11 protein-coding genes are annotated in these 12,481 nt (G+C 66.7%); 3 read left to right on the top strand and 8 right to left on the bottom strand.

What is annotated here, in order from left to right; all coding sequences use genetic code 11:
* Positions 1-32 precede the first annotated feature (32 nt).
* The 6 genes from proC to BMI01S_RS02325 all read right to left on the bottom strand — a co-directional run bounded on the left by proC (position 33) and on the right by BMI01S_RS02325 (position 7,311).
* Positions 33-848: a pyrroline-5-carboxylate reductase gene (gene proC, locus BMI01S_RS02350; RefSeq protein WP_028209469.1), complete on the bottom strand. Its 816-nt coding sequence runs from the start codon at positions 846-848 to the stop codon at positions 33-35.
* Between the two features lie 22 nt (positions 849-870).
* Positions 871-1,569, bottom strand: a complete 699-nt coding sequence (locus BMI01S_RS02345) for a YggS family pyridoxal phosphate-dependent enzyme (RefSeq protein WP_028209470.1) — start codon at positions 1,567-1,569, stop codon at positions 871-873.
* A gap of 196 nt (positions 1,570-1,765) precedes the next feature.
* The gene (gene glcF / locus BMI01S_RS02340; RefSeq protein WP_028209471.1) at positions 1,766-2,995 is read right to left on the bottom strand and encodes a glycolate oxidase subunit GlcF; all 1,230 of its coding nucleotides are present in this window, start codon (positions 2,993-2,995) and stop codon (positions 1,766-1,768) included.
* Between the two features lie 18 nt (positions 2,996-3,013).
* Positions 3,014-4,102, bottom strand: coding sequence for a glycolate oxidase subunit GlcE (glcE, locus tag BMI01S_RS02335; protein WP_028230108.1), 1,089 nt, complete (start codon positions 4,100-4,102; stop codon positions 3,014-3,016).
* A 153-nt stretch (positions 4,103-4,255) separates the two neighbouring features.
* Positions 4,256-5,761, bottom strand: a complete 1,506-nt coding sequence (locus BMI01S_RS02330) for an FAD-linked oxidase C-terminal domain-containing protein (RefSeq protein ID WP_028230109.1) — start codon at positions 5,759-5,761, stop codon at positions 4,256-4,258.
* A gap of 134 nt (positions 5,762-5,895) precedes the next feature.
* A complete protein-coding gene (locus BMI01S_RS02325) occupies positions 5,896-7,311 on the bottom strand; it encodes an FAD-binding oxidoreductase (protein ID WP_028230110.1) in 1,416 nt (471 codons plus the stop codon).
* Between the two features lie 158 nt (positions 7,312-7,469).
* Between BMI01S_RS02325 and BMI01S_RS02320 the strand changes: the two genes are divergently transcribed.
* A complete protein-coding gene (locus BMI01S_RS02320) occupies positions 7,470-8,051 on the top strand; it encodes a cob(I)yrinic acid a,c-diamide adenosyltransferase (protein WP_028230111.1) in 582 nt (193 codons plus the stop codon).
* A gap of 244 nt (positions 8,052-8,295) precedes the next feature.
* Positions 8,296-9,498 (top strand): NO-inducible flavohemoprotein, encoded by a 1,203-nt coding sequence (hmpA, locus tag BMI01S_RS02315; RefSeq protein ID WP_028230112.1) that lies wholly within the window; start codon positions 8,296-8,298, stop codon positions 9,496-9,498.
* A gap of 133 nt (positions 9,499-9,631) precedes the next feature.
* On the opposite strand, the gene BMI01S_RS02310 is transcribed toward hmpA, so the two are convergent.
* Positions 9,632-10,636 (bottom strand): GlxA family transcriptional regulator, encoded by a 1,005-nt coding sequence (locus BMI01S_RS02310; protein WP_028230113.1) that lies wholly within the window; start codon positions 10,634-10,636, stop codon positions 9,632-9,634.
* 280 nt (positions 10,637-10,916) lie between these two features.
* Between BMI01S_RS02310 and galU the strand changes: the two genes are divergently transcribed.
* Positions 10,917-11,885, top strand: a complete 969-nt coding sequence (galU, locus tag BMI01S_RS02305) for a UTP--glucose-1-phosphate uridylyltransferase GalU (RefSeq protein ID WP_081723316.1) — start codon at positions 10,917-10,919, stop codon at positions 11,883-11,885.
* A 41-nt stretch (positions 11,886-11,926) separates the two neighbouring features.
* Here galU and BMI01S_RS02300 read toward each other — a convergent pair whose 3' ends face one another.
* Complete coding sequence (locus tag BMI01S_RS02300) at positions 11,927-12,379, bottom strand: GDP-mannose mannosyl hydrolase (RefSeq protein WP_028230114.1); 453 nt, start codon at positions 12,377-12,379, stop codon at positions 11,927-11,929.
* Positions 12,380-12,481: the final 102 nt, after the last annotated feature.

Here is a 12,481-nt window from a genome sequence, read left to right as displayed (position 1 = left end):
CGGCGCTACTTTTCCATCCGGAACCGGCTGGCTTACTGCTTGCCGAATTCGTTGCCCATTTCCTTGGCGCGCGCTTCTGCCGCGAGCGCGCCCTTGACGATGGCGGCCTTCACGCCCGAAGCATCGAACGACGCCAGCGCGGCGGCTGTCGTGCCGCCTTTCGACGTCACGCGCTCGCGCAGCACGGCAGGCGGCTCGTCCGACTGCAGCGCGAGCTGTGCCGCGCCGGCGAACGTCGCGATGGCGAGTGCGCGGCCTTGCTGCTCGTCCATGCCGAGTTGGCGCGCCGCTTCTTCGAGCGCTTCGATGAAGTAGAAGACGTAGGCCGGGCCGCTGCCCGAGATGCCCGTAACCGCGTCGATCTTCGCTTCGTCGTCGAACCAGACGGTTTGACCCACGGCGCCGAGCACGTCGGAGGCGAGCTGGCGTCCGGCCGCGTCCACGCCGCCGCTGGCGACGAGACCCGTTGCGCCCATGCCGATCAGCGCGGGCGTATTCGGCATGGTGCGCACGACGCGTGCGTGGCCGTTGAGCCAGCGCGACAGGTCTTCAATGCGAATGCCGGCCATGATGCTGATGACCACCTGATGCGCGCCGAGGTGCGGGGCAATGCCTTCGGCCACGGCCTTGGCGATCTGCGGCTTCACGGCGAGGAGCACCGCGTCGTACGACGCCAGCGCCGAGTCCGCGGCGGCGCCCGTGCGCACGCCGAACTGCTCGGCGTTGCGCTTGCGGGCTTCGTCGTTTGGATCGATCGCGTAGAGGTTGTCGGCGGGGACGCCCTTGCGGATCAGGCCGCCGATGAGTGCTGCGGCCATGTTGCCGCCGCCGATAAAGGCAATTTTCATGGTGTTGGATTTGTTCAGCGAATCAGTGAGAGTAATCGCGCGCGCCGAAGATCGCGGTGCCGACGCGCACGATCGTCGCGCCTTCCAGCACCGCGGCTTCGAGGTCCGCCGACATGCCCATCGAGAGCGTGTCGAGCGCCAGGCCTTCTGCGCGCAGCGCGTCGAACAGCTCGCGCAACTGGCGGTGCGGCGCGCGTTGTGCCTCGAGCGAGCTTTCCGGCTCGGGGATCGACATGAGCCCGCGCAGGCGCAGGTTGGGCAGGGCGGCGATCTGGCGTGCGACCTGCTGCGCTTCCTGCGGGGGGACGCCGCTCTTGCTCGCTTCGCCGCTCACGTTGACCTGGAGACAAACGTTGAGCGGCGCCATGCCGGCGGGACGCTGCGCCGAAAGGCGTTCGGCGATCTTCAGACGATCGACCGAATGGACCCAGTCGAAACGCTCGGCCACGGGGCGTGTCTTGTTCGATTGGAGCGGCCCGATGAAATGCCATTCGAGACCCGCGCGCAGGTCGGCGAGCGCCTCGATCTTGTCCACGGCTTCCTGCACGTAGTTTTCACCGAACGCACGCTGGCCGGCGGCGTGAGCGGCGCGTACGTCCTGAGCGGGAAACGTTTTCGAAACCGCGAGCAGCGCCACGCTTTGCGGGTCGCGGCCGGCGTTGCGGGCGGCGGCCGCGATGCGCTCGCGGACAGCTTCGAGATTGTGGGAGAGATCGGTCATCGTGCTTGCGGCCGGCGCGTGGAATGCGCGCCGGTTTTGGATCCAAAACGATCAGAACGACGGCCATTATACGGACCGTGCACGGCGCGAAACACTGGCCAGAAGGGCTATGCCGATTGGCCGACTGTTTGCGAGTGGGGCGCGCCGCTACATTGATTGCGTTCCCAGGGCGCGTGCGCCTCGGCCGCCCATCGTTTCAGTTCGTTGCCAGCATATGTTCGACCAGCTCGATCCAGTGCGTGACCGGAATCTTCGTGCCGCTTTGCAGGTGCGTGATGCAGCCTATGTTGGCGGAGACGATCAATTGCGGCTCCAGCGCCTGCAGCCGGTCCACCTTCTGGTTGCGCAGCGTGTAGGAAAGGCGCGGCTGCGTGATCGAATAGGTGCCCGCGGAACCGCAGCACAGATGACTGTCGGCGGGCAGCCGTACGTCGAGGCCGAGCGCGGTGAGCAGCCTTTCCACGCCGCCGCGCAATTGCTGGCCGTGCTGCAGCGTGCACGGGGGATGCCAGGCCACGGTCTCGATGTCGCGGCGCCTCGTGGCGGCCACGAGCTGCTCTTCGAAGGCGGGCAGCAGTTCGGAAAGGTCGCGCGTGAGTTCGACCACGCGGCGCGCTTTTTCCACATAGTCCGGATCGTCGCGCAAGAGGTGAGCGTATTCCTTGACCGTCGCGCCGCAGCCGGAGGCGTTCATCACGATCGCCTCCACGCCTTGCTCGATGTATGGCCACCAGGCGTCGATGTTGGCGCGAACGTCGGCGAGCGCGTCGTCCACGTAGCCCAAGTGCAGGCGGATCGCGCCACAGCACCCCGATTGCGGCGCGACGATCGTCTCGATGCCGAGCGCGTCCAGCACGCGGGCGGTGGCGATGTTGATGTTGGGCATCATCGAGGGCTGCACGCAGCCCTGCAGCATCAGCATCTTGCGGGCGTGCTTCGCGCTGGGCCATGCGAGCGGGCGCTGGCGCACCGGCACCTTGTCGCGCAGGCGCCTCGGCAACAGCGGTCGAACTTGCTGACCGAGGCGCATGGCCGGCGTAAAAAGCGCGCGGCGCGGCAGCAGCCCCGCGAGCAGGCGGCGCATGAGGCGCTGGCGCAGCGGGCGCTGGACCATCTGTTCGGCATGCTTGCGGCCGACTTCGACAAGGCGCCCATACTGCACGCCCGACGGGCACGTGGTCTCGCAACTGCGGCACGTGAGGCAGCGGTCCAGGTGTGTGAGCGTGCTCTTCGTGACCGGCGCGCCTTCCACCATCTGCTTCATGAGATAGATGCGCCCGCGCGGGCCGTCCAGCTCGTCGCCGAGCAACTGATAGGTCGGGCAGGTCGCGGTGCAGAAGCCGCAATGCACGCACTTGCGCAGGATCGCGTCGGCTTCGTCGCCGTCGGGGGTATTGCGTATGAAATCCGCGAGGTTCGTCTGCATCGCCGCGTGTGGGTGTCGTCAGAAGTCGGAATACAGCCGGCCGCGATTGAAGATGCGGGCCGGGTCGAAGGCGGCCTTCAGGCCGCGATGGATCTTCATGAGCGGCGCGGGCAATGGGGTGAAGACGCCCGCGCTGCGGTCGTAGTCGCACCCCGTGCGGAACATCGTGGCGTGGCCGCCGGCCTGTTTCGCGCTGATGCGTACCGTTTGCGCGTCCGTTTCCGTGATCCACCAGCGCTGCGCGCCGCCCCATTCCATCAGCTGCGCACCGGGCAGCTGCAAGGGCTCGGCAATGGAAGGAAGCGCGAGGCGCCACAGCGCCGCGTTGGGTGCGATCGACGCAAAGAACGGATCGGTCTGCTCGCGCAGTCCCGCCCAGAAGCGCTCGGCCTCCACGGCGTCCACCACCTCGCCGCCCAGGCTTGCGCGTGCCGTTTTCACGGCCGCTTCCGCGCCGGCGAGGCGCACCGCCAGCGTGCCGTTGCGCCAGGCGCTCGCTGTCATCGGCAGCGGGCGGCCGCCCCATTCGTTGAGCTTGCGCACGGCGTCGGTGCCGTTCATGTCGAACTTGAGTGTGGTTTCGGCTTGCGGCACCGGCAGCACCTTCACGGAAAGTTCCAGCAGCAGGCCGAGCGTGCCGAGCGACCCCGCCATGAGGCGCGACACGTCGTAGCCCGCCACGTTCTTCACGACCTGGCCGCCGAAGTGCAGCACCTCGCCGTGGCCGTTCATGAGCACCGCGCCCAGCACGAAGTCGCGCGGCGCGCCGGCGCTCGCGCGCCGCGGCCCGGCGATGCCCGCCGCAATGCAGCCGCCCAGGGTCGCCTGGGCCCCGAAGTGGGGCGGCTCGAACGCGAGCATCTGGCCGTGCGCCGCGAGGGCGCTTTCGATATCCGCAAGCGGTGTGCCGCCTCGCGCCGTGATCACGAGCTCTGCCGGGTCGTACGCGATGATGCCGCGGTGCGCGCGCGTGTCGAGAATCTCGCCTTCGAGCGACTGGCCGTACCAGTCCTTCGTGCCGCCGCCGCGGATCCGGAGCGCCCGCCCATCGGCGCTCGCCGCACGGATGCGTTCGGACCAGTCCGAGACGATGTCGTCCTCTTCCATGTCGTGATGGTCGCGCTCGTTCGTTATAGGGTTCGTTCGATTGTACCGAGCGAGCCTCGCCTGACAACCCGGAGCGGACCCTCATGCGGGTCACGCGCAATGCATGGACGGCGCGCCGCTGTCGGCCTGGCGGTGGGCATGGTCCCGCGCAAGTCAGAAACGCGGCAGTTCAGGGTGCGGCAGCAAATTCCCTCGAACGTGCATGCGCCCATACTCGGCGCAGCGTGCACGCGTGGGAATGCCCTTGTCGGGGTTGAGCAGCCCGGCCGGGTCGAACGCATGCTTCACGGCATGAAACGCGTCGCGCTCCTGAGGCGAAAACTGCACGCACATCGAGTTGATCTTCTCGATGCCCACGCCGTGCTCGCCCGTCACCGTGCCGCCCAGTTCGACGCAGGTTTCGAGGATGTCCGAGCCGAAGGCCTCGGCGCGATGCCATTCGTCGAGGTCGTTGCCGTTGAAGAGAATGAGGGGGTGCATGTTGCCGTCGCCGGCATGGAAAACGTTGATGCAGCGCAGCCCGTATTGCTTTTCCATCTCGTGAATGCGCGCGAGCAGCGGACCGATCGCGCGGCGCGGCACGGTGCCGTCCATGCAGTAGTAATCAGGGGAAATGCGGCCCGCTGCCGGAAACGCGTTCTTGCGGCCCGACCAGAAGCGCAGACGTTCTTCCTCGGTGCGCGAGATCTGGATGCGCGTGGCGCCATGCTCGCGCAGCACGATGGTCGTGCGCGCGATCTCGTCGGCGACTTCCTCGGGCGTGCCGTCCGATTCGCACAGCAGGATCGCTGCGGCGTCGAGATCGTAGCCCGCGTTCACGAACTCCTCCACGGCACGGGTGGCAGGCTTGTCCATCATCTCGAGTCCCGCTGGAATGATGCCCGAGGCGATGATGCCCGCGACGGCGTCGCCGCCTTTCACGACGTCGTCGAAGCTCGCCATGATCACCTGCGCCGTTTGTGGGCGCGGAATCAGCTTGACGGTGACCTCCGTCACGATGGCGAACATGCCTTCGCTGCCGATCATCACCGCGAGCAGATCCAGCCCGGGCGCATCGGGCGCGAGCGAGCCGAACTCCACGATCTCGCCATCCATCGTCACGGCGCGCACGCGCAATACGTTGTGCACGGTGAGGCCGTACTTGAGGCAATGCACGCCGCCCGAATTCTCGGAGACGTTGCCGCCTATCGTGCAAGCGATCTGCGAGGAAGGGTCGGGCGCGTAGTAGAGGCCAAAGGGCGCGGCCGCTTCGGATACCGCGAGATTGCGCACGCCCGGCTGGACCGTGGCCGTTCGCGCATAGGGATCGACTTCGAGAATGCGCTTGAAGCGCGCGAGCGAAAGCACAATGCCGTGCCGGATCGGCATGGCGCCGCCCGAAAGGCCTGTGCCCGCACCGCGCGGCACGACCGGCACGTCGAGGCGCCGGCAGATCTGCACGATGCGCTGTACCTGCGACTCGGTTTCCGGCAGCGCCACCGCGAGCGGCAGCCGCCGGTAGGCGGCGAGGCCGTCGCACTCGTAGGCGACGGTGTCCTCTTCGCGATGCAACAAGCAGTGCGCCGGCAGCACGGCCATCAGCGCCTGGACCACCTCGCGCTGGCGTTGCGCGAGCGCTTCCGGGCTCAGCTCGGGCAAATTCGCCTCCGGTGCGTTCATCTCTCCTCCCGTCTGTTCGAGTTTGCGCGCCTCGTCGGGTTGTTCCGCGTCGGGCGCATCTGGCGCGCAACGAGGCGGGTTGGTGGCTGGGCGTGGGCGGGAATGCCCATGCCAGCATTGGTCCGCCTTTCTCTTTACGCAGCCCAGCTAAATATCTTGCCCGGATTCATCAGGTTGTGCGGGTCGAGCGCGTGCTTGATCGCGCGCATCGTGTCGATGGTGTCCGCGCCATGCTCTTCAATCAGGAAGTCCATCTTGTGCAGGCCCACGCCGTGCTCGCCCGTGCAGGTGCCGTCCATTTCAATCGCGCGTTGCACGATGCGGCGATTCAGCCGCTCTGCCTCGTCGATTTCCTCGGGCTTGTCGGGATCGATCAGGATTGCGACGTGGAAATTGCCGTCGCCGACGTGGCCGACGATGGGGCAGGGCAGCGGCGAGGCCTTGAGGTCCGTTTCGGTCTCGATCACGCACTCGGCGAGGCGCGAAATCGGCACGCACACGTCGGTCGTCACGGCGCGGCAGCCGGGCTTGAGCTGCAGCATCGCGAAGTACGCGTTGTGGCGCGCGTTCCAGAGGCGGCTACGGTCTTCTGGGCGCGTGGCCCACTCGAAGCCTTCGCCGCCGTGCTGCGCGGCAAGCTCCTGCACGAGCTGCGCCTGCTCCTCCACGCCCGCGGCAGTGCCGTGAAATTCGAAGAAGAGCGTGTGCTTTTCACGCAGCGTGAGGTTCGAATGCTTGTTGATCGCACGGACCGCCAGGGAGTCGATGAATTCCACGCGCGCGATCGGCACGCCGATCTGGATCGTCTCGATCACCGTGCGCACGGCCTCGCCCATCGAAGGGAACGCGCACACCGCCGCCGAGACCGCCTCGGGCTGCGGGTAGAGCCGCAGCGTGATTTCGGTGATCACGCCGAGCGTGCCTTCGGAGCCCACGAAAAGGCGCGTGAGGTCGTAGCCCGCCGACGACTTGCGCGCGCGCGTGCCGGTCTTGACCACGCGGCCGTCGGCAAGCACGGCGGTGAGGCCGAGCACGTTCTCGCGCATCGTGCCGTAGCGCACGGCGTTGGTGCCCGAGGCGCGCGTGGCCGTCATGCCGCCGATGCTCGCGTCGGCGCCCGGGTCGATGGGGAAGAAGAGGCCCGTATCGCGCAGTGCTTCGTTGAGCTGTTTGCGGGAGATGCCCGGCTCGACGGTCACCGTGAGGTCTTCGGCGTTGATCGAGAGCACGCGGTTCATCTGCGAGAGGTCGATCGAAATACCGCCCTGCACGGCCAGCAAGTGGCCTTCGAGCGATGAGCCGTTGCCATAGGGAATGATCGGCACGCCGTAACGCGCGCACAGCTTGACGATGGTCTGGACTTCCCCGGTGCTTTGCGCGAACACCACGGCATCGGGCAGTTGGGGGTCGAAGGGCGACTCGTCGCGGCCGTGATGGGCGCGCACTGCCTCGGAGTTGGAGACGCGTTCGCCGAACGCGCTGCGCAGTTGCTCGAGGAGTTCGGTGGGGAACGGGCGGCGTGCGAGGGCGGGCGGCGCGGGGTGATTCACGCGGGTGTCTCCTTCGTATGAGTATCACTGCAGGTTCGGCCCATTTTACGCTGAACCTCTGGGCCGAAGCGGCGCGCTCCGCATGCTGCGGTGCACGAATCCTATAATGCCCGCGGGCCGACGTGATCCAGTCAATCTACAGCCTCGGAGGGCACATCATGGGCAATCGCCTGAGCAAGATCGCAACACGCACCGGCGACGACGGCTCGACCGGGCTGGGCGACGGCAGCCGCGTGCGCAAGGACGATGCACGCATCGCCGCGATGGGGGACGTCGACGAGCTCAACTCGCAGATCGGCGTGTTGCTTTGCGAGACGCTGCCCGGCGACGTGCGCGACGCGCTGGTTGCGATCCAGCACGACCTGTTCGATCTGGGCGGCGAGCTTTGCATTCCGGGCCACACGCTCGTGACCGGCGAACATCTCGCGCGGCTCGATGCCCGGCTTGCGCATTACAACGCCACGCTGCCGCCGCTCGTGGAGTTCATCCTGCCGGGCGGCTCGCGCGCCGCTGCGCTCGCTCACGTGTGCCGCACCGTGTGCCGGCGCGCCGAGCGTTCGATTGTCGCGCTCGGCGCCGCTGCCGATTCGGGGCCGCCGCTTGCCGACACCCCGCGCCGCTACGTCAACCGGCTGTCCGACCTGCTGTTCGTGCTCGCGCGCGTGCTGAACCGGGCAGCGGGCGGCAGCGATGTACTGTGGCAGCACGACCGGGGCGCGGACAAGGGTGAAGGCGCGTAAAAGGTGCGGAGTTTGAAACGACTACGCGGTGCTCGGTGGATGTCTTCTCATCTCGCACCGCCGTAGCGCCCAACGATTCCTTTCTTGCAGTGCAAAAAGCTCGCGGAGTCGCGCGCGACGGCCAGCCGGTCCCAGCCCATCTGGCGCGCACTCTCGAAATTGCGGGGGTGCGACAAAATGACCGGCCCGGGCTGGCGGATTAAAGATGTATCGTTTGTACATCTTTACCAAGGAGAAGCCGCAAATGACTGCGCTAACCGCCGACCAGATGGCCCGCGTGAAGGCCACTGCTCCCGTTTTCGCCGAGCACGGCACCACGATCACCAAGCATTTCTACAAGCGGATGTTCGCCGCGCACCCCGAACTCAAGAACATCTTCAACCAGACGCACCAGCAAAGCGGCAGCCAGCCCGAAACGCTCGCGCGCGCGGTGTACGCCTATGCGGCCAACATCGACAATCTGGGCGCGCTCGGCGGCGCGGTCACGCACATCGCGCACAAGCATGCGAGCCTGAACATCCGTCCGGAGCACTACCCGATCGTTGGCCGCCATCTGCTGGGCGCGGTCGTGGACGTGCTCGGCGACGCTGTAGACCAGCCCACGCTCGACGCCTGGGCCGTGGCCTATGAGCAGCTCGCGAACATCATGATCGGCACCGAGGCGAAGCTGTACGAAGGGGCTTCATGGAGCGGCTTCCGTCCGTTCAAGGTGATGCGCAAGCAAGTGGAAAGCGACGAGATCACCTCGTTCTATCTCGCGCCGGCCGACGGCGCATCCGCAGGCCGCTTTGAGCCCGGCCAGTACGTCAGCGTGACGCGCTTCGTCGACAAGCTCGGCGTGGACCAGCCGCGCCAGTACAGCCTCTCGGATGCGCCTCACGGCAAGTGGCTGCGCATTTCGGTGAAGCGCGAGGCGGGCCGCGGCGAGACGCAGCCCGGCCACGTGTCGAACATCATGCATGACGGCGTGGAAGAGGGCGCAGTGGTGCACGTCAGTGCGCCGATGGGCGAGTTCACGCTCGATCGCAAGAAGACGACGCCGGTCGTGCTGATGAGCGGCGGCGTGGGCATCACGCCGATGAAGTCGATGCTCTCTACGCTGATCGCCGAACGCAGCGAGCGCAAGGTGATGTTCGTGCACGCCTGCCGCAATGCGAAGGTGCATGCGTTCCGCGACTTCCTGCGCCACGCCGTTTCCGAGTATCCGAACGTCAAGCGCGCGGTGTTCTACGAGGAAGTGGGCACGAGCGACCGCCAGGGCGTGGACCACGACTTCGAAGGGCGCATCGACCTCGGCCGCATCGAAGCCGATGTGCTGCTGCCCGAAGCCGACTACTACCTTTGCGGACCCGTGGCGTTCATGCGCGAACAGCGCGACGCGCTGCTCGCCCGCGGTGTCGACGCCTCGCGCATCCACACGGAGATCTTCGGCTCCGGCATGCTGTAGCGGCGAAAGCTGACGTTGCAAGCTCATTGCACAGTCAGCATTCCGAATAAAATCGACGCCGCGCCAAAGCGCGGCGTCGTGCGTATGAGGTGGCAAAACCAGCGGTGAAACCAGCGGTGAAAACCCGCCAAACCTATTCGCCCGAAACCCTCCGGTTCACCGCTCGGTATCCCGAAGGCGAGATCGAAAGCCGCCGCCGGAAGATGCGCGCGAGACGCTCGCCGCGCGGCACGCCGCAGCGCTGCGCGATCTCGTCGATCGGCAGATTGGTTTGCGCGAGCAAGAGGCAGCTGGCATCGAGCCGCGTGCGCAGCAGATATTCGGAGGGCGTGAGCCCCGTTTGCGTCTTGAAGTGGCGCAGGAAGTTGCGCATGCTCATCTGCGCGACGCGCGCCGCATCGGCGACCGAAATCGGCTGGTGGTAGTTTTCGCGCAGCCAGTGAGCGGCCGAGTTGATCTTGCCGTTCGCGCTGTCCGTTTCGCCGTCGTCCAGCATGGGGCCAAGCCGTTCCCAGGAGCCCGGCATCGAGTGCTCGGAAACGCGCTGCGCAAGCGCCACGCCATGATTTCGCTTCACCACCTTTAACGCGGCGACGAGCGCCTCGGAAGGCGTCACCACCGAAGCGCCGGCATTGCGCGCTTCGAGCGCGCGGCGCAGCCGGTGTGCCGAGCTTGCGCTGTTGCCCCCCGCGCGCAGGAACGGCACGTCGGCTGCGGCGAGCACGGCGCGGCCCTCGCCGAGCGCACGGATGATGCGCACCTTGGGCGCCAGCGCTTGCAGCCGCGCGACGAGCCGCGTGTTGCCGCGCGCTTCCATCGCGCCCGGACCGCCGGCGATGAATAGGGTATCGAAGCCGCTGCGCACCGGTCCGTGCAGGCTCTCGGACCATATCCGCAGCCCACAGCCACTGGCCACGTTGCCGCCTGCTTCGGAGAGCATGACGAGCGAATAGGCAGGAAGCGTGTCGGCGCAGGCGTCGTTCGCGAGACGAAAAACGTCGGCGAGCAGGGACACGTCCCCGAGCGGGAAGCCCTCGAAAACCAGGATGCCGATGCGTTTGGCCACGTGTCCGAATTTCAAGTGAGCGCCGCGCGGCTGGAAGGCGGCTTGCCGGCAGACCACCCGATCGATGTGCATGGCCGGTTCCTCGCGCAGAAAGGATTCGCAGGAGTACGTTGCGTTTTTGCGTCGCGCGCCCTGATGTGGCTGTTATGCGCGTTCACATCACGCTCTCGGGAACCATGATAAGCCGGTCGATGGCGCGCGCGCGGCGCAGTCTGAAAATGCCGAGAAGTTGGCAGAATGGCTCGGTATGGGCTGGATAAGCTGGCTCGGCATCCATCTTGCGCCACACGCGGGGCCGGGATGGACCCATCACCGACCGATGCAGCGAACTGAAGTGAGGCGCGAGACGATCATGATAAAAGTGCGCAAGGCCGTCTTTCCGGTTGCGGGTCTCGGCACGCGGTTCCTGCCGGCCACCAAGGCGAGTCCCAAGGAGATGCTGCCGGTCGTGGACAAGCCGCTCATCCAGTATGCGGTCGAAGAAGCGGTGGCCGCCGGCATGACCGAACTGGTCTTCGTGACGGGACGCGGCAAGCGGGCCATCGAAGACCATTTCGACAAGTCCTATGAGATCGAGCGCGAACTCGCGGCGCGCGGCAAGTCAGCGCTGCTCGCAGCCGTGCAAAGCATCAAGCCCGCCCACGTGGAATGCATCTTCGTGAGACAGCCCGAGCCGCTCGGCCTCGGCCATGCGGTGCTGTGCGCGCAGAAGATCATCGGCGACGAGCCGTTCGCCGTGCTGCTCGCCGACGACCTCATCGACGCGAGCCCGCCCGTGCTCACGCAGATGATCGAGCGCTTCGATCACTACCATTGCTCCCTCGTCGCCGTCGAGCAAATCGAGCGCGAGGACTCGCGCTCGTACGGAGTCGTGATGGGCCGGCCCTGGGACGAGCACGTGTTTCGCATGTCGCGCATCGTCGAGAAGCCCGAGCCCGACGAAGCGCCTTCCACGCTCGGCGTGGTGGGGCGCTACGTGCTGATGCCGGGCATTTTCGGGCATTTGCGCGCCCTGACTCCCGCGCCCGGAGAGGAGTGGCAGTTGAGCGACGCCATCCAGTCGATGCTCGCCGATGAGCAGGTACTCGCGTATCGCTACAGCGGCCGTCGTTTCGACTGTGGCAGCAAGCTCGGCTATCTGCAGGCGACCGTGGACTATGCGTTGCGTCACCCGGAAGTCCGTGAGGCGTTCGGCGCATGGCTGCGCGCGCGCGAGGGGCAAGTCGTGCCGCTCGAGGGCGAAGGCGCGCACGCGCATCTCACGGCCGCTCTGGCCGAAGAGGCGAGTGCGCTGCTGGCCCCCGCCGCCGCGGTCGGCTGAGTCGGCTTTCGTCACGCGGGCCCGGCTCGCGCGTCGTGTCTCTATCGAAAGTACTCCTTCGTATTTCGGTGCACATCGTCGCGTGCGAGCAGTTCGTCGGGCCAAAGCCACGCGTAATGACTGTGCTGGTCGAAGCGCCCGACGGGCACCGTGCTATCCAGCATGAATGAATAGGCGAGCACCACATAGTGGGTGCCGATGCCGTTTTCCGCCACGAAGTTGTCGGGATAGTGATGCTCATACACGCCGACAAAACGCGCCGACGAGCGTTGCATGCTCGCAATGCCAAGTTCCGTCTGGACGATGCGCGTGAACGCGGCGTCGAGCCGCTCGTCCTTGCGGATGCGTCCGCCCGGCACGAACCATGTGCCGCGCGCGGGGCGGTTGCGCCGCTGGCCGACGAGCACGCGGCCGTCGGCGTCGGCGACGATCAGGTCGATCGCGACGAGCGGCGCGAGCCGCACCACCTCCAGGAATTCGGTAGGCGACAGCATGGATGTGCGTATCCGTGGAGTGTCGGTCGTGTCGATGGGATGGTCCGTCGCGCAGCCGCTGCGCACCTGCGCGTGCGAGGCACGCGGCACGTTTATGTGCAG

The organism is Paraburkholderia mimosarum LMG 23256 = NBRC 106338 (genome assembly GCF_000739815.1).
In the GTDB taxonomy this organism is placed as follows: domain Bacteria; phylum Pseudomonadota; class Gammaproteobacteria; order Burkholderiales; family Burkholderiaceae; genus Paraburkholderia; species Paraburkholderia mimosarum.
This window is presented reverse-complemented; position numbering and strand designations above follow the sequence as displayed.

Bases quoted from the DNA above. Each gene is read 5' to 3' on its own strand.
- proC (WP_028209469.1), bottom strand. From the start codon at position 848: ATGAAAATTGCCTTTATCGGCGGCGGCAACATGGCCGCAGCACTCATC.
- BMI01S_RS02345 (WP_028209470.1), bottom strand. From the start codon at position 1,569: ATGACCGATCTCTCCCACAATCTCGAAGCTGTCCGCGAGCGCATCGCG.
- glcF (WP_028209471.1), bottom strand. From the start codon at position 2,995: ATGCAGACGAACCTCGCGGATTTCATACGCAATACCCCCGACGGCGAC.
- glcE (WP_028230108.1), bottom strand. From the start codon at position 4,102: ATGGAAGAGGACGACATCGTCTCGGACTGGTCCGAACGCATCCGTGCG.
- BMI01S_RS02330 (WP_028230109.1), bottom strand. From the start codon at position 5,761: ATGAACGCACCGGAGGCGAATTTGCCCGAGCTGAGCCCGGAAGCGCTC.
- BMI01S_RS02320 (WP_028230111.1), top strand. From the start codon at position 7,470: ATGGGCAATCGCCTGAGCAAGATCGCAACACGCACCGGCGACGACGGC.
- hmpA (WP_028230112.1), top strand. From the start codon at position 8,296: ATGACTGCGCTAACCGCCGACCAGATGGCCCGCGTGAAGGCCACTGCT.
- BMI01S_RS02310 (WP_028230113.1), bottom strand. From the start codon at position 10,636: ATGCACATCGATCGGGTGGTCTGCCGGCAAGCCGCCTTCCAGCCGCGC.
- galU (WP_081723316.1), top strand. From the start codon at position 10,917: ATGATAAAAGTGCGCAAGGCCGTCTTTCCGGTTGCGGGTCTCGGCACG.
- BMI01S_RS02300 (WP_028230114.1), bottom strand. From the start codon at position 12,379: ATGCTGTCGCCTACCGAATTCCTGGAGGTGGTGCGGCTCGCGCCGCTC.